We start from the raw sequence: 23,120 nt of genomic DNA on the forward strand, positions 1-23,120 counted from the left end.
CTGTATGAAAAAATATTTTTATTTTCTTTCATTACTTCTTGTACTCACCTCTTGTACAGAAGAGATAAAGTTCAATAACCCTGCATTTCAAGCTTTAAAAGATAATGATTTTTGGAGAGCCCAGAGTTATAGCGCACACATCGACACAGATGGGAGAGTAGTCATTGAAGGAACATTGGGTTTTGAAAAAGTGAGTCTGCAAACGGCTTCTTCAGGTGAAAAAACCTATGTTCTTGGTGTTGATGCAATTTCAAAAGCATCCTATTTAAATACGCTTCCGGCTGAAGTAGAAGGATTCTCTACAGGAACCAATATTGGGGACGGGCTGATTGTGATTACGGAATATAATACAGAAACTAACACGATTTCAGGAACTTTTAAATTTAGTGCGGTGAATCCGGAAGAAAATAATACCGAAAAATCAGAAGTCCATTTTACAGAGGGAGTGTTTTACAAAGTTCCACTAGAACCTGTCCAATAAGACATTGCTTGTAATTTGATTTCTCATTGCTTGATTCTGGTTGATTTTTACTTTTTTAAATCAAAATAAAAGCATAAATAAACTAATATATAGTGGATTAGAGAAAAATAAGATTACATTTGCTACATTATTATAAATAAGTACATATGAACATTTTTGTTGGAAGCCTTCCATTCAGTATTGAGGAAGCAGATTTAAGAGAGTCTTTCGAGGCTTACGGAGCAGTTGATTCAGTTAAAATCATTACTGATAAATTCACTGGAAGAAGCAAAGGATTTGGTTTCGTTGAGATGCCAAACGATAGCGAAGCTCAAAAAGCAATTGATGAATTGAACGGAGCTACTGTTCAAGGACGTGCAATTGTTGTTAATAAATCTGAACCGAAACCTGAAGGTGAAAGAAGAAGCTTCAATAACAACCGTGGAGGTGATTCTCGCGGAGGTTACGGAAACAACCGTGGTGGTGGAAATGACCGTGGTGGTAACAGAGGAGGATATTAATATTTTTTTCTAAATATACAAAAGGCGTCAATTTTTATTGACGCCTTTTTTTTGTGCCGTATTTTGCCTGTGCGTCTCTACGGTTATTTTTAAGACAAATTCGCAACCAACCAATCTCCAACTTCGCTGGTTTTATATGTTTTTGCACCTTTTGGGGCTAAATCTTCTGTAACAAATCCTTGTTCCAACGATTTATTGACAACAGCTCTAATAGCTTCCGCTTCTTCTTTTAGTCCAAAAGCATCTTCGAACATCATAGCAGCAGATAAAATCGTTGCCAGAGGGTTCGCAATATTTAAACCAGTTGCTTGTGGATAAGATCCGTGGATGGGTTCGTAAAGTGAAGTGTGTGTACCAACAGAAGCTGAAGGCATTAATCCCATTGATCCGGAAATTACAGAAGCCTCGTCTGTTAAGATATCTCCAAATAAATTTTCGGTGATTAAAACATCATAAGAATTTGGCCATTGTACTAAACGCATGGCAACCGCATCAACAAACTCGTAAGAAACGGTTACTTCCGGATAGTCTTTTTCCATTGCTTGTACGGTTTCTCTCCATAAGCGAGAAGTTTCTAATACGTTTGCTTTGTCCACACAACACAGTTTTTTGCTGCGGGTCATGGCTAGTTCGAAACCTTTTTTGGCCAAACGTTGTACTTCAACTCTGGTGTAGACGCAATTGTCAAAAGCAGTTTCTCCACCATCTTTTCTTCCTTTTTCGCCAAAGTAAATTCCTCCGGTAAGTTCTCTTAAGAAAACTAAATCTGTTCCTTCGATTCTTTCTCTTTTTAAAGGAGAATTGTCAATTAGAGAAGGGAAAGTAAAGGTTGGACGAACATTGGCGAACAAACCTAGTTTTTTACGCATCAATAATAAACCTTGTTCCGGACGAACGGGTGCGCTTGGATCGTTATCATATTTCGGATGTCCGATTGCTCCAAATAAAACGGCATCTGCTTTCATACAGATTTCGTGTGTTTCATCAGGATAAGGAACACCAACGGCATCAATGGCACAGGCGCCTGTAAGTGCGGGTGTCCAAGTTATTTCGTGATTGAATTTTTTTGCAATAGCATCAGATACTTTTACGGCTTCATTAATTACCTCAGGACCAATTCCGTCTCCTGCTAATAGGGCTATGTTAAATTTCATTATTTTATTGTTTGTTTTTTTAGTTTCTAAGTTTCTGAGTGACTGAGTTTCTAAGTTTTAGGGTTTTGAGGAACTTAGCATCTAAATTCAAAGATTTTAAAACTTAGAATTTTAGGGCCTTAGAACCTTAGCAACTTAGGTAACCACATTCAGCATTTTCTGAGTGGCAATAATTGCGGCAACGGTTTGATCAGAATCCAGACCTCTGGTTTTGAATTCTTTTCCGTTGTTTACCCAAGTGATGATGGTTTCGCATAAAGCGTCAGAACTACTTCCCGGGGGAATTCTGACCGCATAGTCGATTAATTTTGGCAGCGTTAATTTCTTTTGTTTGTAAATTTTAGACAAAGCATTCATAAAGGCATCAAACTGACCATCTCCTTGTGCGTTTTCTTCAATTATTTCTCCGTCAAATATCAGGCATAAAGTGGTTGATGGGCGCATTCCTTTTGAGTGCACTAATATATAGGACTCGATTTTTATTTTTTCTTCGTAAGTATGACTGTCTAAAACATCAGAAATAATATAAGGAAGGTCTTCCTTGGTAACGGTTTCTTTTTTGTCTCCTAATTCGATGATTCTTTGGGTGACTAATTTTAAATCTTCCTGGTTTAGTTTTAAACCTAATTCCTGCAGGTTTTTTTCGATATTGGCTTTTCCTGAAGTTTTTCCGAGCGCGTATTTTCTTTTTCGTCCAAAGCGCTCCGGAAGCAAATCATTAAAATATAAGTTGTTTTTGTTGTCACCATCGGCATGAATACCGGCGGTTTGTGTAAAAACATTATCGCCGACAATTGGTTTGTTGGCAGGAATTCGGTAACCGGTAAAAGTCTCCACCAATTTGCTTACAGTATAAAGAGAGGTCTCTTTTATACTAATGCTAACTTCGGGCATATAATCGTTTATTACTGCGACGGTACTTTCCAGAGGAGCGTTTCCTGCTCGTTCTCCCATTCCGTTTACGGTAACATGCAGGCCATGAATGCCTCCTTTTATAGCTTCCATAACATTGGCTACGCTTAAATCGTAATCGTTATGAGCGTGAAAATCAAAATGGATATTGGGATATCGGGCTGTGATTTTTGAAATAAATTCAAAAGCTTGTGATGGAATTAATACGCCAAGAGTGTCCGGGAGTAAAATTCTTTTTACAGGCTGTTGTGTTAAAAAATCTAAGTATTGAAATACATATTCGGGAGAATTACGCATACCGTTGCTCCAGTCTTCCAAATAAACGTTGGTGTCTATGTTGTTTTCTTGAGCAAGTGTAATGGTTTGGGCAATTTCAGAAAAATGCTGTTCCGGTGTTTTTTTTAATTGATGGGTCAGATGATTCAGAGAGCCTTTGGTTAGTAGATTTTGAACTTTGGCTCCTGTTTTTTTCATCCATTCAATCGAAAGACCGCCGTCAACAAAAGTCAAAACTTCTATTCGTTTGGTATAACCTCGTTCTTCGGCCCAGGACATAATGCCTTTTACGCCTTGAAATTCGCCTTCGCTTACACGGGCAGAAGCAATTTCGATTCGGTCAATATTTAGTTCTTCCAACAACAATTGTGCAATGGTTAGTTTTTCTGCAGCAGAAAAAGAAACTCCTGAGGTTTGTTCGCCATCACGGAGTGTCGTATCCATTATTTCAATTTTTCTTTTTTTCATAGCCAGTTTCGGAATTCCTTTTTTAAAAGTAAAATTTAGTTGTGTTGTTTTGATTGGTCTAACTTATAAAGACCCGACTGATTTCAAAAAACCAGTCGGGCCCAATAGCGTGAGTTGGATTTTTTTAGTATGGAAGTTTATCGGCAAAAGCCACAATATCTTCACTAATGTTTTGCAGGTAATCAATGTCGTCAAAGCCATTGATCATGTTATTCTTTTTGTATCCGTTAATGGCAAAAGATTCTTTTTGACCCGTTGCCAATAAAGTAATCGTTTGTTCCGGTAAATTGATTTCTAATGCTGTTTTAGGATCGGCTTCGATGGCGTTGAAAATAATTTCAGCAAATTCCGGGCTTACTTGTACCGGTAAAACACCAATATTAAGACAGTTTCCTTTGAAGATATCAGCGAAGAAACTGGAAACTACAGCGCGGAATCCATAGTCATAAACCGCCCAGGCAGCATGTTCTCTGGAAGATCCTGAACCGAAGTTTTTTCCCCCAACCAAAATTTGCCCCGAGTAGGTAGCATTGTTTAAAACGAAATCAGCTTTCGGAGTATCGTCTCCATTGTATCTCCAATCTCTAAAAAGGTTGTCTCCAAAACCTTCTCGTTTTGTAGCTTTTAAGAAACGGGCCGGTATGATTTGATCGGTGTCTACGTTTTCAATTGGCAGCGGCACAGCACTGCTGGTAAGGATATTAAATTTATCGTATGCCATTGTGATTTTAGATTTTAGGATTTTAGATTTTAGATTTTCCTTAAGTAGGACGAAATCGTAAACGCTAAAATGATTTTCTGTTAAATAATGTAAGTGAATTTTTTTTTGAAGGTTTTAGATTTTAAAGCAGCAATGCCATTCGCAAAGTGAAATTTAAAATCTAAAATCTTCAATCTAAAATAACTCTCTAGGATCTGTTAGTTTTCCGGTAACGGCAGCAGCGGCAGCCATAATTGGACTTGCTAAAAGTGTTCTTGAACCCGGACCTTGACGGCCTTCGAAATTTCTATTTGAAGTACTCACTGCGTATTTTCCTGCCGGAACTTTGTCATCATTCATTGCCAGACAGGCAGAACATCCCGGTTGACGTAATACGAAACCGGCTTCTGTCAAAATATCCAATATACCTTCTTCTTTAATTTGAGCTTCTACAACGTGAGAACCTGGAACTAACCAAGCAGTTACATTTTCTGCTTTTTTTCTTCCTTTTACAATTTCAGCAAAAGCTCTGAAATCTTCAATACGTCCATTGGTGCAACTTCCTAAGAAAACGTAATCAATTGGTTTTCCAATCATAACATCGTCTTCCTGAAAGCCCATGTAGGCAAGAGATTTTTTATAGGTTTCCTCACCGCCTTCCACTTGGTTGGCGTTCGGAATATGTTTAGAGATACCAATTCCCATTCCCGGGTTAGTACCATAAGTAATCATAGGTTCAATGTCTGAGGCTTTGATGTTTAGTTCAGCATCAAAAACAGCATCAGCATCCGTTTTTAGGGTTTTCCAGTAAGCAACTGCATTGTCCCAAGTTTCGCCTTTTGGAGCGTATAGCTTGCCTTCAAGGAAATCAAATGTTTTTTGATCGGGAGCAATCATACCACCACGAGCGCCCATTTCGATACTTAGGTTACAAACGGTCATACGGCCTTCCATGGTCATGTTTTCAAAAACATCACCGGCATATTCAACAAAATATCCGGTACCACCTGAAGTAGTTAATTGTGCAATAATATAAAGAGCAACATCTTTTGGGCCAACACCTTTGCTTAATTCGCCATTTACGTTGATACGCATTTTCTTTGGTTTAGGCTGCATAATACATTGTGTAGAAAGTACCATTTCGACCTCAGAAGTTCCGATACCGAAAGCAATTGCTCCAAAAGCACCATGAGTAGAGGTATGCGAATCTCCGCAAACAATAGTGGCACCTGGCAAAGTAATTCCGTTTTCAGGACCTACTACGTGTACAATTCCATTTTTTTTATGTCCTAATCCCCAGTGCGAAATACCGTATTCGGCGGCATTATCTTCAAGCGCTTTAAGCTGATTGGCAGATAAAGCGTCTTCAACCGGTAAATGTTGGTTTATAGTTGGTGTATTGTGATCGGCAGTTGCAAAAGTACGTTCCGGATATAAAACGGTAACGCCTCTGGCTTTTAATCCTAAAAAAGCAACAGGACTCGTAACTTCGTGAATGAAATGACGGTCAATAAAAAACACATCCGGTCCATCTTCAATTTTACGTACTACATGTGAATCCCATACTTTGTCAAATAATGTCTTACTCATTTTTTATTTTTTTTATTTGTAATTTTATAACTACCGCAATTCTTTGGTAATTATAATAGGAAAACAAAATTAAATAAAGATATAAAGTAGTCAATTTCAATATTGCATTATATACGATACCCAAACTAAAATACAAATTAAGATTCGCTTTTATTCCGTAAAACTGAATTCCAAAATTAAAGTGGAAATTGATTTTGTATTTCTTTTAATGAGGAGTTGTTTTATGGTTGCTGCAGTTTTTTGTAATTAGCAATTTTACCTTAGATTCAATGTAAAATGACTGATTTTATAGGTTTTAATGCCGTAAAATAGTGATTATTGATAGTTTTGATTTTGTTTTTGAATTTCTGAAAGCGTGGATGAAAGCTCTTTTTTGAGGTGTAAAACGAAGATTTTTGAAAGACTTTATTTGTTTTTTTTTGATTCCAATACTACGACATCCAAGAAAGTGAATTTTTGTTTTTTAGAATGGAAATATAAGATATTAAGGTTGTTTAGGACGAATTTAGGTGTAATGACAACTATCTGACATTTGCCTCGCGAAAAGGCTCTTAATTTTGATATTTCTAATAAAAATAAATAAAATCATGAATTTAAATCAGATTGCTTACAGAATTGGTGTTTTCGGAACTGTTATTATTTTGCTTTGGGTTGGGCTTTTTAAGTTTACTGCTGTAGAAGCAGGAGCTATAAAAGGTTTAGTCGAAAATCATTTTGCAATGGGCTGGATGTACAAAGTAATGTCAGTGCAACAGGTTTCGAATGTAATAGGAATATTTGAAGTAGTTACGGGAATAGGTCTGGCATTGTCTTTTTTTAATAAAAAAATAGCGATGTACTCGGGTTTGGCATCGGCGGTTATTTTTGTTACTACATTGAGTTTTCTTTTTACAACGCCGGGTGTTTTTAAAATGGTTGAGAATTTTCCTGTTACGGACTTTTTTATTCTTAAAGATATTCCTTATTTGGCTATTTCGTTACTGGTTTATGCGAAAAGCAAAGAATAAAAAATGGTTTCTCATTTGGGTTAAAAGCGGTATTTTACTGTTGCAAGTAAATACCGGGGAACTAAATCTATAGTAGCTTTATAAGAGGTGTAACTATCTAATGTAACCAATGTAAATTCGTTCTCGTTGGTTACATTATTGAACAGGAGGCGATAAGAAAAGCGGCTGTTTTCAGGAGTGTAATTGGCAATAATGTTTACAAAACTGTAATTTTGAGTATTAATTTTATAATAGGTCGTATTGACTTCGGCTAACCATACTTTTGAAATTTTATAGTTACAGTTAATGAAAGCATCTTTGGTTGTATTGGTAGTAAGTGTATTATTGAAATTTGTCTGATAGTAGTTGTAATTGAAACCAAAATCAAAGTTTACGACTAAGCTATAATAACTTGTTGCTGAAAAGGAATACTGACTATTGTAACTTTTTAGGTTTGTAAAGTCTTGGTTGTTTACTTTTGTCGGAGTATTACTCCAGGTTTGTTGTGTGGCTATCTTGGTGGCCCATTTTAGTTTTTTCAGGTAATTAATGAAGCTAAAAGAGGCGTTATAATTTTCTCCTCCGTTTGTAACGATATAGTTTTTGAAGTTGAAATTCTGAGTAATCAGGTTATCGATATTAAGCGTTTTCTTCAATTTTGTATAGACTAAATTGGTCTTAACAGAAAATCCCTTTTCATCTTTGTACAAGGTGTGTAAAAAAGAAATGGTTTTGTTTTTTAAAAGTGCAACATCAGAAACTCCCTTTTCGAAAGTTCGGTAGTCTGCCAGTAAATAGTTTGTTTTTAGATAATTAATTTCAGGCAGAGAACTGTTTTCGGAATAGTTTAACCGGAATGTCCCTAAGCGTGTTTTTTTTAGATTAAATGAAAATACAGGATTAAAAAAATGAAAATGTTGCTGAGAAATATTGCGTGCAAAGTTATTTTGAACATATTTCAGATTAGCTGTAAAATCTGTTTCAGAAGTAAAATTGTACCGGATTCCCGCATCGAAAGAAAATATGGTTTGATTTGTGTTTGTGTCTACCTGGTAGTCTGTCTTTTGTTTTTGGTCGATAAGAAAATCTGAAACGATTGATTCTTTGCTTTTTTCGTATTGAAAAGCAAGAACAGATTCTAGTTTTTTGTACTTCGAAATCAGTTTACTTTTGATTCCAAAATACTGGATTTTAGTATCCCCCTTTTGGTCAATCTGAGCTTCCGGATCTATTTTGAAAAATTCATTTAAAAAGGGAGATTTTAATCTGTTTTTCTCATTCAAATAATCGCTTCCCAAATAAATATAATTGTTTAATATTGTTTGATTCGATAAGCTGTAACTGTGGTTAAGATGATTGTAAAAAGTATAATTGCTGTTTTTAGAATTCTGATTGATTTGCTCATTATTAAATAAGAGATTTGAATTTATAACATCAGGATTGTTCTTGTAAATAAATAAGTTAGTGAGATAATTGTCTTCATTCCCTGAATATTTAAGTTCAATTTCTCCTGATGAAAGTGTTTTTTTGCCGGAATAGTGATTGGCTTCGGAGTTGATTATAGGTTGCGGGTCTATGTTGTAAATTGTTTCTGAAAAAGAATGCTGAATTTGATGGTCATTAGTAAAATAGCCAACCCCACGAAGGGTTAAGGAAGGTTTAAGTTTTGTGGTAAAACTTAAAGAATTAAATAGTGCTTTGTTAAAGACGCTTTGAGATTTACTGAAAGAACTGTTTTCATTACTGTTGATAACGTATTGTTTTCTTGCCTTTTTTTCGATTCGGTCTGCCCCAAAAAAATCAAGATTTATACTGGATTCTTTTATAAGTGAAGTTGCTTTTTCGCCTGAATTGTTGTAGTCTGCCAAGTAAAAGATTTTGATCTTCTTTTTTAATAGTCCGAGATTAATACCTTCTTTCCATCGGTTTTCAGAAATTATGCCAGCTCCGGCCGTTATGTTGCCGAACCAGATATTTTGCTTGTCTTTTTTTAACTTCAGATTCAACGCAACTTTATCCGAATTATTCATTTTTTTGAAAATGGGATTATCTTCAAATGCTTCTATTATTTGCACTTCATCAAGTGTTTTTGCATCCAGATTTTTGGACAGTAAGGTGTAGTTCTTATCAAACAAATCTTCTCCTTCAACAAGTAATTTATCAATAGGTTTTCCATGGGCTTTTATAGAGCCGTCTTTCTGAACTTCGATACCGGGTAATTTTTTTAAAATGTCTTCTATTGTTTGCTCTGTTTGGTTAGAAAAAGCGCTCGCCTTTATAGTGGTCGTATCCTGATTGATTCTTACTTTTTTGTGCGATTCTATTACGACTTCCTTCAAACTTTCTTGTTGGGATTCCAGAGAAACAGAGTGATTTATTTCAGTCTTTGTGCTGAGATCAATTACGTTTGTGTTTTTAGCAAAGCCTAAGCAAGAAATTTCTATACTTACAATTCCGCTGGCTGGTTTTTTTAATTGAAGAGTATAGTTTCCCTCTTCATTAGCAAAAGTATAGAATAGAATATTTCCAGAGTTGTCTAAAATAACAACAGAAGCCCTTTCGACGCTTCTGTTCTGTTTGTCTTTTATAGTTCCCGATATTTTAATATTTTGGGAAAATGCAATAAAAGGGATGAAAAAAATAAAAGAGAATAGTTTTAGCATTTAATTTCAGAATATTTCGGTGCTAATATCATTCATTCCAGCTGCTTTTATCGTAACACCATGTTCTTTTCCTAATAAAATAGCCTTGTTTTTGTTTTTTTCTATCAACTTTTCTAAAATCATTTTATACTCGTCAATTGAGACCCAATTGGTAGGAGTGCCTTGATTGATGGGCTTAATTTTCGGAACAGATACATTTTTCGACGGGTATTCTAGTGATTTGAAATAGATGTATAATTCCTTCTTGGTGTCATAAGCTTCGAGTATTAATCCGGGTAATCCCTGCAGTTTCCAAGGCCCAAACGGAACAGGAATCTCTTTGGTAAACCAGACGGTGTAATCCCGTCCTCTAAAATGCCCGGTTGCTTTATTGCAAAGAAGATTTCCAATTTTTTTCGTTTCAGGGTCAATTTTCCATTCTATTGCTACACGCTTTTCTTTTCCGTAAATCTCATTAGAATATTTTTTATTCCACCACAAACTATCTTTGGCTCTGTCGTAATATACCTGTTTTCCTTGTTCTAAGGTATGTTTCCCGAGGTAAATCTGTTTGATTTCCCCTTCTGCCTTTTTTTTCTTTTGACTTTCAATATTAGATTCATTTTCCAGAGAATCTTTGGCGCTAACATAATAGGACTGGTTTTGGTCAAAAATAAGGTAAGAGTTAAAATCTAAGCCATTAGGACCTCCCTTGCCCGGACTTTCGATGTGCCCATAATACACAATTCCTTTGTTTTGAGCATAAGAGTAGGTGTAAATTGTAAATACTGTGAGGAGTAGTAGTTTTTTCATAAGTATCATTTTATAATGCTTTATGCTGTTGTTTTTAGATTTTAGCTACAAAGTTCTAAAGCTAAATCTACTATTTGTCCAATGGAACATCCGTCACAAGTAAATGCCCAGCCGGTTCCGTCTCCACAATCAACAGTTACATCGTATACTTGGATTAATGGGTTTGATTCTAAAACGGGTTCAACAATTTTATTTTCGATTACAAAGGATTTGTTGATTTCCTTATTTACTTCTGGATTTATGTTTTTTGAGCTGCTATTTGCGAAAACTCCAACAGACATAAGAACTGTAATGGCTAATGTGAATATTGTTTTCATAATTTTTAGGTTTTTGGTTAAATTAATAAAATTTTAACAGCATAAAGCAGGCTAATTTATAGAATAAAACCATATAAAAATTAAAAATTTAACAGGTTTTTTTTTAATCACGTATAATTACGGAGGAATAGTAGTACAATTAACAAAAAACTTATGTGGCTTTATCGGCAAGCCTCCTTAAGTATTTCTGCTATTGTTTCAGGGGAATAATAATGACAATGTATGTAATAAAGGTTGCCATCTCTGCAATCAATAGCGATTAAAGTTGCTTCATCTGCCATTATGGAATTTGATTCTAAAATTGTTTCTAGTGCATTATTTTTTGATTGCGAAAGGTTTAATAATGTTTTTTGAGTCGTTGTTTGCGAAAGCGCCAACAGACGTAAGAACTGTGAGGACTAATGTGAATATTGTTTTCATCGTTTTCCGGTTTTTTCAGTTTAATTAATAGGGGGTAACAGCATAAAACGCAGCTGATTCGCAGAAAAGGATTAAAATTAATAAAAATTAACAGGTTTTATTTTGAAAAAAAATAGCAATCCCGATAGGATTTTGCTCAAAAAAGAGAATGTCGGGAAAAATCCTGATGTTGATAAAATCTATTTCGTCAATAGCCTAAAAAAGACTAATTTTGAACTTCCTCCATTTTTTAATTTAAAGTTCTTTATGGTTCATGAAATCAGTGTTTTATGAATGATGAAGTTTTGAATTTGGGGGTTTAATTTTTGTCTTTTAAACCTATGTATTTAATATTCGATACTGAAACTACTGGATTACCAAAACGTTGGGATGCTCCAATAACCGATTCTGATAACTGGCCTCGCTGTATACAAATTGCTTGGCAGTTGCATGACGATATGGGGAAACTGATAGAACATCAGGACTATCTGGTAAAACCTGACGGATTTAATATCCCATATGACGCGGAACGTATTCACGGAATTTCTACAGAATTAGCAGAAGCTGATGGAATTACGCTTGCCGAAGTTTTGGAGAAATTCAATATCGCTTTAAGTAAAACCAAATATATTGTAGGTCAGAATTTGGGTTTTGACGTTAATATTATGGGTGCTGAATTTCATAGAATGGGTGTGGACTCTCCAATGAGTTCTATGCCTGTTTTAGATACCTGTACCGAAGTTACGGCCTCCTTATTACAACTTCCGGGAGGTAGAGGTGGAAAATTCAAATTACCAACTCTTACAGAATTACACAGTTATCTTTTCGATAAGCCTTTCGCGGAAGCGCACAACGCAACTGCCGATGTTGAGGCAACGACGCGTTGTTTCCTGGAGTTAATCAGAAGAGAGGTTTTTACCAAAGAAGAGTTAGATGTACCAAAGGATTATTTTGGAGAATTTCAAAATAAAAACCCGCAGCCGATCAAACTTATCGGTCTAAAACACATCAATTTAAAAGCAGCTTCTGATAAAATCAGAGAACAGTTGCGAGCATTAGAATCCGATGGAAAAGAAACGGTTGTTTCGGAGTCTGATCAACAAGATTTTATAGCGGCGAAATATTCGCATTTACACAATCATACACAGTTTTCGGTTTTACAATCTACTATTGGTATTGGTAATATTGTTGCGGCTACGGCCAAAAATGGTATGCCGGCTGTTGCGATGACAGATACCGGAAACATGATGGGAGCCTTCCACTTTGTGAGTGCGGTGATGAATCATAATAAAGCGGCTTCCGGTAAAAATAAAGCTTTGGTTGATGCTGGCGAAGAGCCAACAGAAATGGAAATTAAGCCAATTGTCGGATGTGAATTTAATGTCTGCGACAATCATTTAGATAAAAGTAAAAAAGACAACGGTAATCAGATTGTGTTATTAGCCAAAAACAAAAAAGGTTATCACAATCTGGCTAAAATGTCTTCGATTGCGTTTACCGACGGATTCTATTATGTTCCCAGAGTCGATCGAAAAATTATCGAGTACTATAAGGAAGACATTATGGTGCTTTCCGGGAATTTATATGGAGAGATTCAGAGTAAAATTTTGAACGTTGGTGAAAATCAGGCGGAAGAAGCCTTGATTTGGTGGAAAGAGCAATTTGGGGATGATTTTTATCTTGAAGTTATGCGCCACAATCAGGAAGATGAAAATCGTGTTAACAAAACCCTGATTGAATTTTCACAGAAACACAATGTCAAGTTAATTGCGACAAACAATACCTACTATTTAAATAAGGAAGATGCCAATGCACACGATATTTTGTTGTGTGTAAAAGATGGTGAAAAACAAGCAACACCAATTGGTCGTGGCCGAGGTTACCGCTACGGATTACCGAATCAGGAATACTATTACAAGTCGCAAGAAGAGATGAAAAAGCTCTTTTCTGATTTGCCTGATGCGATTATCAACATTCAGGAAATTGTCGACAAGGTGGAGATTTACTCACTTTATCGCGATGTATTGCTTCCGAAATTTGATATTCCTGAGGAATTTTTAGTGGTAGAAGACGAGGCTGACGGTGGTGTTCGCGGTGAAAATAAATATTTGCGTCATCTTACCATGACGGGGGCAAAAAGGCGATACGGTGAAATTACCGAATCGATTCAGGAACGTCTGGACTTTGAGTTGTTGACGATTTCGAATTCCGGATATCCGGGTTACTTTTTGATTTGTCAGGATTTCATCGCCGAAGCCAGAAACATGGATGTTTCGGTAGGTCCCGGTCGTGGATCTGCGGCGGGTTCTGCAGTAGCCTATTGTTTAGGAATTACCAACATTGACCCGATTAAGTACGATTTGCTTTTTGAGCGTTTCCTGAATCCGGATCGTGTATCCATGCCCGATATTGATATCGATTTTGATGATGAGGGTCGTGGTCGTGTTATGGATTATGTAATCAATAAATATGGTAAGAATCAGGTAGCGCAAATTATTACCTATGGTAAAATGGCGACTAAATCTGCGATTCGTGATACGGCTCGTGTACTGGATTTACCACTATTTGAAGCCGATAGAATAGCAAAATTGATTCCGGGAATGATGCCGTCAAAATGGAATTTGGCGCGTTTTATTTCTGAAAGTGAAGACGATATTAAAAAAGCACTTCGTTCGGATGAATTTGATAATGTAAAGGAATTAATTGCCATTGCCAATGAAGATGATTTGGCAGGTGAAACCATTCAGCAAGCAAAAATTCTGGAAGGATCGATGCGAAATACAGGTATCCATGCCTGTGGTGTAATCATTACGCCATCGGATATTACCAATTTCGTTCCGGTTACAACCGCAAAAGATTCGGATTTATATGTAACTCAGTTTGACAACTCGGTCGCAGAAAGTGCCGGATTGCTTAAAATGGACTTCTTGGGTCTGAAGACCCTTACGCTGATAAAAGATACCGTTAAACTGGTAAAATACAGAAACGGAATCGATCTGAATCCCGATGAATTTCCTATTGATGACGCTCCGACTTATGAGCTTTTCCAGAGAGGAGAAACCGTTGGAATCTTCCAATACGAGTCGCCCGGGATGCAGAAATACATGAAAGAACTGAAACCGACGGTGTTTGGAGATTTAATTGCCATGAATGCTTTATATCGTCCGGGACCGTTAGAGTATATTCCTTCTTTCGTTCGAAGAAAAAACGGGGAAGAAGAAATTAAATACGATTTAGATGCCTGTGAAGAATATTTAGGAGAGACTTACGGAATTACAGTTTATCAGGAGCAGGTAATGCTTTTGTCGCAATCATTGGCTGATTTTACAAAAGGTGAGGCCGACGTTTTGCGTAAAGCGATGGGTAAGAAACAAAAGGACGTACTGGATAAAATGAAACCTAAATTTGTGGAACAAGCTGCAAAAAAAGGACATGATGCAAAGGTTTTGGAGAAAATCTGGAAAGACTGGGAGGCTTTTGCGAGTTACGCCTTCAACAAATCTCACTCGACTTGTTATGCCTGGATTGCCTATCAAACGGCTTACTTAAAAGCACATTATCCGGCGGAATATATGGCGGCGGTTCTTTCGAATAATATGAATGATATCAAACAGGTATCCTTTTTTATGGAAGAATGTAAACGTATGGGATTGGCAGTATTAGGTCCAGACGTGAATGAGTCGTACTATAAATTTACAGTAAATGATGATTACGCTGTTCGTTTTGGAATGGGTGCGATCAAAGGAGTAGGTTCGGGAGCAGTAGAAACGATTGTTGAAACCAGAAAAGACGGGAAGTACAAGTCCATTTTTGATTTGGCCAAACGAATTGATTTGCGTGCAGCCAATAAAAAAGCGATCGAAAATCTGGCTCTTGCCGGTGGTTTTGATTCGTTTGAAGGGACTACAAGAGCGCAGTATTTTCATGATGACGGAGATGGGATTACGTTTTATGAAAAAGCCATACGCTACGGATCGAAGTTTCAGGAGAACGAAAATTCATCGCAAGTGAGTTTGTTTGGAGAAACGAGTGAAGTGCAAATCGCAGAGCCTATTGTGCCTCCTTGTGAAGACTGGAGTACAATGGAGAAACTTTCAAGAGAAAAAGAAGTCGTTGGAATTTATATTTCGGGTCATCCACTGGATGATTTTAGATTTGAAATGAAATACTTTTGTAATGCCCGATTAGAAGCTTTAAAAAGCATGGAACTTTATGTAGGTAAGAGTTTAAACTTTGCCGGTATTGTTAGCAATTTCCAAAGGAGAACGGCTAAAAATGGTAAGGATTGGGCGATTTTCACCTTAGAGGGATATGATGAAAGTTTTGAGTTTAAAATTTTTGGGGAGGAATACCTGAAGTTCTACCATTTCTTATACAACAACCAATTCGTTTATTTGAAAATCTTAATTAAAGACGGTTGGGTAAACAGAGATACCGGTAAAAAAACGGATCCAAGGATGCAGTTTGTTGAGGTGAGGCAGCTGCAGGATATTCTGGAGACATTTGCCAAAAAATTGATTTTGTTATTAAATATTAAAGACTTGCAAACCGAGTTCATCCATAAACTAAGCCATTTATTTAATGAAAATAAAGGCGATAACTCGGTGACTTTTGAAATCATGGAATTAGAAAAGGTGAAGCGATTGGTTGAGGTAGAAACACCAACAGATTTTGAAGAAACAGAAGACGCTGTTTTTGAAGAGGAGAACGATGGTGAGGAAAATGCAATTGAAGCAACCAAAATTCAGGAAGTAAATGAGGTCGAAGAAATAAAAGTGGTGACCAAATTAACCATGCCAAGCCGTAGACTAAAGGTTAAGATTTCGACGGAACTATTAGAGGAATTAGAAAAAATGCAGATTAATTTTAAGCTGAACTAAATTTTAACAGTTAAAATTTAAAAGAATGCATTTTTTTTTAGTTAAAATTATGCATGCATAATAGTTTTTTAGTAATATTGCCCAAAATTACAACGATTTCGTTCCAAGTCTAACCATGCAAACTCGTGAATTATGTTAAAATAATTTAAGTTTGTATAAATTAATTAAAACAAAATTATGAAAAAGAACCTATTTCTATTAGGATTATTAGTTTGCTCTATGGCCACAATGGCGCAGACAGAAAAAGCAGAGAAACCGGAAAGCTGGTATTTTAAATTGGGTGGATCTTACTTCATTCAAACTGCTGCTACTGAATTTCCAACTGTAGGGGGAAATCTTCCTTTAGATAAAACCTATGTAGGAGGTAAATTAGTTTCTGAAGAAAGTGTTACAGGTTCTTTTGGAGAAGGTTTTAGAACAGGTATAACTGCAGGATATAGATTCAATGCTCGTTTAGGGGTTGAGTTAGGTGTTAATTATTACACTAGTAACGATAAGACAATGGCACAAACCAGATCAGATTTGCCTATCACTCCAGCAGGTGTGTATAGCTTCAAATCAGTAGGTCAGATTACTGCTTTTGATCTTGCTCCGGCTTTAGTGTTATTTTTAGGAGAGCACAAAGGTTTTGAGCCTTATACAAAAGTTGGGGTTTTAGTTCCTATTCACGGAGATTTAGAGATTACTAGTGATGCTTATGCACCAATTGCTTTTGCTCCATCAGGAGCTCCAACTGCTTTTGGAGAGATTCATAGTGTTGATAAAGTAAAGCCAAATCCTACTTTAGGATTTACGGCAGCTTTAGGTACTTCATATAAAATTGGAAAAAACCTTTCTGTTTTTGCAGAATTAGAGTACCGTAACTTTACAGTACACGGAAAAACAAAAGAAACAACAGAATTTACAATTAATGGACAAGATGCTATGGCGACCAGAACCAAAGCTCAAATTCATACAAACTATAGAGATAGATTAGATGTTAATTCTAACAATCCTTTATTCAATCCTAATACGGCAACAATGGATACTAAGGATACAACCAGACCTAATGATGCAATGGATGAACTAAGTTCTTACGTTGGAATTAGTGGTTTAGGTATGACTTTAGGGTTTAAATACAGCCTATAATTTTATAGCAATTTTAGTTTTTAGAAAAAAGAGGATATTCAATTTTGAGTATCCTCTTTTTGTTTGTTAGGGGTGAAATTTCAATTTTTGGCGCTTTTTTGTCCTTTCGACGAAGGAGAAATCACACTCGTAACTCGACAAAGATTGGCGATTTTCTATGTGGAATTTCTGATGTGATTTCTCCTTCGTCGAAATGACAATGTGATACTAAAGTTGAGGTGTTTGCTTTTATAGTTGAACCAAGATAAGCTGTGTTTCTACTTCAAGTTTCTAAATTCTTTCAAAACTTCATCGATTACCCAAGTGGTTCTTGATGCGGAGACTCCATTAGAGGGTGATGCATTTTCGTCTCCCAGAAGTTCAGCGACTATGGTTTCTATAAGAGGTTGTTGTATGTGAAGCGGGTTTTCGATGGTAATGCTTTCTTTCTCGCCATTGACAAGTTGAATATGAATGGGGTCATTGCCAAAAGTAGAGAAGGAGATTTTTCCTTTATCCCCTACAATTTCGGTATTGTCATAACGTTCAAAACTGGCAAAGTTCCATAAACCGGAACCGTGAATCCCATTTTCAAACAAAAAGGACATCGAAACCGTATCTTCTGCCGGATAAGCCAAAAGTTGGGAACTCGCATGACCACGAACGGATTGGATTGGTCCAAATAAGTAATCCAGAAAATCGAGCGTATGGCAGGCTAAATCCACAAAAATTCCTCCACCTGAGAGATGCGGTAAAACCGTCCAGGGTAAATTAATTTCATCATCGTAACGTTGCTCAAAAGGGTGGTACAAAACACAATTTACATGTCTTACAGTTCCTATCTTTCCTTGGTCAATTAGTTCTTTTATTTTAAGAAATCGAGGTAAGCGTCTTCTGTAGTAAGCCACAAACAAGGGGACATTATGGGCTTTACAGGTGTTTATCATTTCGTTGCATTCTTCAAATGTCAGCGCCATAGGTTTTTCTACATAAACCGGTTTTCCGGCTTTAGCACACAAAATAGTGTATTCTTTGTGGGAAGAAGGAGGTGTCGCAATATAAACCGCGTCGACTTCGGGATCGTTGATTAAGTCAACGGCATTTGAATACCATTTCGGGACATTATGGCGTTTTGCATAATCTTCCGCAAGTACAGGATCTCTGCGCATCACGGCAACTAAAGCAGAGTTTGGTGTTTTTTGAAAAGCAGGTCCGCTTTTAACTTCGGTTACATTTCCGCAACCAATGATTCCCCATTTTACAATTTTCATTTTTTGGCTTTTTTAGGTATTTCAAATTTAGGAGAAAAGGATTGTTTAAAAAAAGGGTTGCCACGAATTACACGAATTTGCTCTAATTTTTTTTGAAATGCTTGGTCTAAGAAAAATGTTGCCAAAGATTGAAAAGATTTTCACAGATTTTTTTTTAATCATTTTAATCCTTTTAATCTGTGGCAAAAAAGACAAAAAGAATAGCCACGAACTTCAAAAAATATCCCCAAAAATAATTCGGGAGAATTCGTGAAATTCGTGGCTAAAAAAAGCGTTAAAGCCTACTTTTTGAGGTTCTTGTGATTAAGTAAAAAATTATAAGTTGAAGTTAATCCCTAAAACTATATTTCTTCCAATATTAGGAATCCCGTCTGTTTTTAATCTGGAAAGGTGTGCAATGTATTTTTGGTCAAATAAATTGTTTCCGTTCAAGTTTACATCAAAAGCGGTTTTACCTAATTTTACAGTTCCTCCAAAACCTAAATTCACCAAAGTATATCCTTTAGAAGCCGTTTCAAAACCGCTTACATTATCCTGACTGAATGTCGATGAAACGTTAAAAGAAGCAAATCCTTCTTTTAACCAGTTTTTAATATTAAATTCAGTTCTAAGCGTGTTGTTCCAATTGTTAGCCGGAATTAAAGGTAAATAATCCTTGTTGTCTTTTTTACCTGTTACCGTTTCAAAACTGGTTTCAAAATGCAACCAATCTAGCGGATGCGGGTGAAAGTGGAAACCAACTTCACCACCATATAATTTTGCATTGTCCTGTACATAAGCAAAAACATCATTTTCGTCTAAGATTTCTCCTGTTGGGGAAGTGTAGATGTAGTTATTTATATGGTTGTAAAATCCATTAATAAAAAACTCAAAATGGGTGTTCTTGTATTCTAAATTCAGGTCAGTCTGAACGTTTTGCTCTGTTTTTAAATTAGCATTTCCAATCTCGTATCGGTTGGTTCCTTCGTGAACTCCGTTTGAAGTTAATTCGGCTAAGTTTGGTGCTCTGAATCCGGTAGCTACATTTAAACGTAACGTCAAAGGTTCTGCTAATTTGGTTTTGTAACCCAATGAAGCATTAAAACTGTCAAAAGAGCGGTCTAAGGCTTGGAAATAACCTTCTTCATCTGCAACTCCGTGTGCTTGCGAAGTGATGTTTCGATTGTCAAAACGTAGTCCGGCCTGGATAACACTATTGTCCCATTCGTAATTTGCTGTTCCAAAAACACCAAAATCATTGGTAGTAGCATCCGGAATTAAGAATTCTTCTCCCGAATTTTTATTGGTCTGATGCATTCCCTGTACACCAAGGATCGCTTCGATTTTACCAAATTTTGGAAAATGGTATTTTGCATTGTAATTGAAGGTGTTCAATTTCATTCGTAAAGCTGCATTGTTACTGTCCTCAAATTCGCTTCTGTCATTAGAAATATAGCCCAAATCAACATCTAATTTGGAGTCCTGAAAAAAGATAACGTTGTTCAAGCTGAACAAATGATTAAAAATTCCTTGTCTCGGGAACTGGGTGTCTTTGCTTGAAGATTGCTCTGCGATTCCTTCTTCCGGAATTCCGATGTCTAATTTGTTGTAATTGTATCGTAAAACACTCGAGAAACTAGAGTTGCTGTATCCGATTCCGGTTTTAAAATCGGTTTCGTTGTAACGGGTATTGGTTACGCGATCTCCGTCAGGAGTTTTATAATCAGAATGGGTGTTGAAACTTCCACGGGCTAAAAATTTCCAGTTGTCTGTAGACGTTTTTAATCCAATAGAGGAATTACTTCCTTCTGTATTGGTGAAATATTTTTGACTGAAATTGGCTTTGAATGTATTCGCATCAGCAAATTTCTCCGGATTAAAATACAAAACACCACCCAAAGCATCCGATCCGTATAATAAAGAAGCAGGACCTTTGATTACTTCAACGCTTTCGATTCCGGCATCATTTAAACCTAAACCATGTTCGTCTCCAAACTGTTGATTTTCGATACGAACTCCTTGCGAGTATACTAAAACACGGTTACCGCTAAGTCCTCTGATTACCGGTTTTCCGATTGAAGTTCCCGTTGAAATTTGAGAAACTCCCGGAATTGTGGCTAAGCCTTCAATTAAAGTCGAAGTTCCTTTTTGCTGTAATGTTTTGATGCTTTCATGCTCAATTTTCATTACGTTCTGTGATTGCAATTTATTAAAAGGAGTAGAGACAATCACTTCATCCATTTCAAAAATGGATTCCTGAAGTGTAACATCTAAGGTGTTTTCTTTTACAAGTTTGGCAATTGTTTTGTTCTCGGCAGTAAAACCGACAAAAGTAAAGGAAAGTCGTAAGCTACCGTTTGGCAGATTAGTGAATTCGTATTTTCCGTTTGCATCAGTAGTGGTACCTTTGTGTAATTCCGGTGCATAAACTGAAACGCCCGGTATGGGTTGATTTTGAAGGTTGGATACGATTCCGGAAACAGAGTTTTGAGCTGAAAGCAGCCCTGAAAATCCTAAAATAAGGATTACGATTATTTTTTTCATTGGAAAATGATGCTATAGTTAAATGGATTTTTCTTCTTTAAATAAAAAAGGAAAACAACAATAACGTCTGCCTATTCTGATTCAGTCAGAATGGGGAGATGTAGTTTTCTTTTTAAGTTTAAGTAAGAAAGTTATGATTTATGTTTCGAGTGTTTCGAAACTCAGGCAACTATACCAACAGGTGGTCCACGCAACAAATAGGCGCTTTCAGGAAAGGAGAATATCTTTTCTGAAAGGGTAAAGAAATAAGGAATTCCTTCGGTTGCGGTATGAAATTGAAATGAAAATTGTTCCGGAAGTATTGAACTTTCAAAAGAAAAGTGGCATACAAAACAAACGTCATAATTATGATGTTGGTGTGTAATTTCGCCACTTGGATCATTGTAGTCGTGGTGACATTGTTTTTCCGAGAGCTGTTTTACAATATGCTCATAACTGTGTATCGACTGAAACAATATTGAGAACAATACTGTTAGAGCGAAAGAGACACTTAATATGAGTTGCTTTTTCTTCATGCCGTACAAAGGTATAAAAGAACAATCAAAAATGAATTTATTTTTTACTTCTGTTTTGAATTTCTTAATAATAGCACTGTAAAACGTTTTATTTTTAATGAAAAAGAGAATAATTGCGTTCTAATTGTCACCTAAGCTGTCATTATATTATATTTGTAAGTGAAATAAATCAACTTCAAAAAACGTTTGCTTGAAAAACTCTTTAAAACCAAAATACGATATGCGATTACTTTTCAGTTGTTTGTTTTTAGTGTCTTTTTTTTCTGTCTTTTCGCAGGAGGAAACGACGCCTAAAATAGAACCGGTTGTTAAAATCGATTCGTTATATCGGGAAGATCAGTTTTATTTTTCGGTTACGTATAATCTTTTTACGAATGCTCCGACTGGTCTTAAGCAGGATAAATTCTCTGTGGGGCTTTCCGGTGGTTTTTTGCGTGACATGCCAATCAATAAAAAAAGGACTATTGCAATTGCAACCGGGATAGGGTTAAGCTATCAGAATTTCTATCAGAATCTTACTATTTCCAAAGATGCTTCGGGAGCGCTAGTGCATGGGGTAACAGATTACAATGAATTTGTTACCAATAGATTCAGACAATATTTAGTGGATGTTCCGTTGGAGTTTCGCTGGAGAAATTCAACGTATGATAGTTATAAATTTTGGAGGATTTATGGAGGGGTTAAATTTAGTTATATGTTCTCTAATAAATCGGTTTTGGATAACGGAGAGACCACTTATAAAATCACCAACAATCCGTACATCGCTAAATTTCAATATGGAGTCTACCTTGCCACAGGATATAATACTTGGAACATTTATGTGTATTATGGATTGAATCCTTTGTTTCAGGCAGTCAAGACGAACGAAGGTGAAACGGTTGGTGTCAAAACGATTAATGCCGGTTTGATTTTCTATATTTTATAACCACAAATACAAGAATAACAACTGCGGAAGTGTTCCGATTGCAAGACCAATAATTAATTCTTTGTTGGTATGTGCCTGCATTTCCAAACGTGATGAGGCTACTATTCCCGTCAATAAAACTAATAAAGCAGTCCAGTACGGGTTTTGCATCTGAAAATGAATGTTTAATCCAAGTATAAAAATGGTGAGTCCGCTAATGGCCATCATGTGTAAGCTCGCTTTTGTTTTAAAAAGAATAAACACCAGCGCTAAAATGGTACTGAACAAAGCCCCGAGAAAAAAGAAATGAAGTTCCGGATAACGGGTGATAACAATACTTCTCTTTACTAATAGGATATATAAAAAACATTGTAAAATTAAGGGGATTTTACGCTGAGAAGCTTCGTGAACCATAACCGATTTTACGTGTCCGGTAGAGCGAAGCAACATAAAAAACAACACCGGAACCAAAATGGTAATAATTAGAATTTGAAATAAAACATAGTATTTTTCTCTATCCGTAAAAATATCTTCTTTGCAATACAGATAAAACAAAGTGGCATACATCGAGATGAAAATCGGATGAAGGATATAGGAGAATAATGGAAGTATTTTTTTCAAAGCGCATTATTTAAAAGGTGTTCAACAAATATAAATGAATTAATTTTTTTTGCCACGAATT

At 36.1% G+C, this 23,120-nt stretch carries 17 protein-coding genes; 6 read left to right on the forward strand and 11 right to left on the reverse strand.

Annotation, left to right across the window (positions count from 1 at the left end; all coding sequences use genetic code 11):
- The first annotated feature begins 4 nt into the window (after positions 1–4).
- Both ACHRV3_RS21835 and ACHRV3_RS21840 read left to right on the forward strand, forming a co-directional pair.
- Positions 5–481, forward strand: a complete 477-nt coding sequence (locus tag ACHRV3_RS21835) for a DUF6252 family protein (RefSeq protein WP_395436114.1) — start codon at positions 5–7, stop codon at positions 479–481.
- Between the two features lie 146 nt (positions 482–627).
- Entirely contained in the window at positions 628–981 is a 354-nt protein-coding gene (locus tag ACHRV3_RS21840) for an RNA-binding protein (RefSeq protein ID WP_047777643.1), read from the forward strand.
- 89 nt (positions 982–1,070) lie between these two features.
- Here the strand turns inward: ACHRV3_RS21840 and leuB are convergent, their stop codons facing one another.
- From leuB to leuC, 4 genes are all read right to left on the reverse strand, one after another.
- Complete coding sequence (leuB, locus tag ACHRV3_RS21845; protein WP_047777645.1) at positions 1,071–2,135, reverse strand: 3-isopropylmalate dehydrogenase; 1,065 nt, start codon at positions 2,133–2,135, stop codon at positions 1,071–1,073.
- A gap of 135 nt (positions 2,136–2,270) precedes the next feature.
- Positions 2,271–3,791, reverse strand: coding sequence for an alpha-isopropylmalate synthase regulatory domain-containing protein (locus tag ACHRV3_RS21850; protein WP_047777647.1), 1,521 nt, complete (start codon positions 3,789–3,791; stop codon positions 2,271–2,273).
- Positions 3,792–3,915: 124 nt separating this feature from the next.
- Positions 3,916–4,512, reverse strand: a complete 597-nt coding sequence (gene leuD / locus ACHRV3_RS21855; RefSeq protein WP_047777649.1) for a 3-isopropylmalate dehydratase small subunit — start codon at positions 4,510–4,512, stop codon at positions 3,916–3,918.
- A 174-nt stretch (positions 4,513–4,686) separates the two neighbouring features.
- On the reverse strand, positions 4,687–6,081 hold the full coding sequence (gene leuC, locus ACHRV3_RS21860) for a 3-isopropylmalate dehydratase large subunit (protein WP_395436112.1): 1,395 nt from the start codon (positions 6,079–6,081) through the stop codon (positions 4,687–4,689).
- 587 nt (positions 6,082–6,668) lie between these two features.
- Here leuC and ACHRV3_RS21865 point away from each other — a divergent pair.
- Entirely contained in the window at positions 6,669–7,088 is a 420-nt protein-coding gene (locus tag ACHRV3_RS21865; RefSeq protein ID WP_395436111.1) for a DUF417 family protein, read from the forward strand.
- A 20-nt stretch (positions 7,089–7,108) separates the two neighbouring features.
- Here ACHRV3_RS21865 and ACHRV3_RS21870 read toward each other — a convergent pair whose 3' ends face one another.
- From ACHRV3_RS21870 to ACHRV3_RS21880, 3 genes are read right to left on the reverse strand one after another with little or no spacing between them, the layout of a single operon-like run.
- Positions 7,109–9,730 carry a carboxypeptidase-like regulatory domain-containing protein gene (locus ACHRV3_RS21870; RefSeq protein WP_395436110.1) on the reverse strand — a complete coding sequence of 874 codons (2,622 nt, stop codon included), beginning with the start codon at positions 9,728–9,730 and terminating at the stop codon, positions 7,109–7,111.
- Positions 9,731–9,736: 6 nt separating this feature from the next.
- Positions 9,737–10,522, reverse strand: coding sequence for a GLPGLI family protein (locus ACHRV3_RS21875; protein WP_047777655.1), 786 nt, complete (start codon positions 10,520–10,522; stop codon positions 9,737–9,739).
- A 41-nt stretch (positions 10,523–10,563) separates the two neighbouring features.
- A complete protein-coding gene (locus ACHRV3_RS21880) occupies positions 10,564–10,839 on the reverse strand; it encodes a hypothetical protein (protein WP_047777656.1) in 276 nt (91 codons plus the stop codon).
- Between the two features lie 740 nt (positions 10,840–11,579).
- On the opposite strand from ACHRV3_RS21880, the gene dnaE reads away from it, so the two are divergent.
- Both dnaE and ACHRV3_RS21890 read left to right on the forward strand, forming a co-directional pair.
- Positions 11,580–16,118: a DNA polymerase III subunit alpha gene (gene dnaE, locus ACHRV3_RS21885; protein WP_047777658.1), complete on the forward strand. Its 4,539-nt coding sequence runs from the start codon at positions 11,580–11,582 to the stop codon at positions 16,116–16,118.
- A gap of 177 nt (positions 16,119–16,295) precedes the next feature.
- Positions 16,296–17,246 carry an outer membrane beta-barrel protein gene (locus ACHRV3_RS21890; protein WP_395436109.1) on the forward strand — a complete coding sequence of 317 codons (951 nt, stop codon included), beginning with the start codon at positions 16,296–16,298 and terminating at the stop codon, positions 17,244–17,246.
- A gap of 257 nt (positions 17,247–17,503) precedes the next feature.
- Here ACHRV3_RS21890 and ACHRV3_RS21895 read toward each other — a convergent pair whose 3' ends face one another.
- The 3 genes from ACHRV3_RS21895 to ACHRV3_RS21905 all read right to left on the reverse strand — a co-directional run bounded on the left by ACHRV3_RS21895 (position 17,504) and on the right by ACHRV3_RS21905 (position 21,534).
- Entirely contained in the window at positions 17,504–18,496 is a 993-nt protein-coding gene (locus tag ACHRV3_RS21895; protein ID WP_395436108.1) for a Gfo/Idh/MocA family protein, read from the reverse strand.
- Positions 18,497–18,811: 315 nt separating this feature from the next.
- A complete protein-coding gene (locus ACHRV3_RS21900) occupies positions 18,812–21,019 on the reverse strand; it encodes a TonB-dependent receptor domain-containing protein (protein ID WP_395436107.1) in 2,208 nt (735 codons plus the stop codon).
- Positions 21,020–21,180: 161 nt separating this feature from the next.
- Positions 21,181–21,534, reverse strand: coding sequence for a hypothetical protein (locus ACHRV3_RS21905; RefSeq protein WP_395436106.1), 354 nt, complete (start codon positions 21,532–21,534; stop codon positions 21,181–21,183).
- 190 nt (positions 21,535–21,724) lie between these two features.
- On the opposite strand from ACHRV3_RS21905, the gene ACHRV3_RS21910 reads away from it, so the two are divergent.
- Complete coding sequence (locus tag ACHRV3_RS21910) at positions 21,725–22,459, forward strand: porin family protein (protein ID WP_395436105.1); 735 nt, start codon at positions 21,725–21,727, stop codon at positions 22,457–22,459.
- Here the strand turns inward: ACHRV3_RS21910 and ACHRV3_RS21915 are convergent.
- Complete coding sequence (locus ACHRV3_RS21915; RefSeq protein ID WP_395436104.1) at positions 22,454–23,059, reverse strand: hypothetical protein; 606 nt, start codon at positions 23,057–23,059, stop codon at positions 22,454–22,456. The genes ACHRV3_RS21910 and ACHRV3_RS21915 overlap by 6 nt on opposite strands.
- Between the last annotated feature and the right edge of the window lie 61 nt (positions 23,060–23,120).

This window comes from Flavobacterium sp. FlaQc-49 (assembly GCF_044005985.1).
In the GTDB taxonomy this organism is placed as follows: Bacteria; Bacteroidota; Bacteroidia; order Flavobacteriales; family Flavobacteriaceae; genus Flavobacterium; species Flavobacterium cupriresistens.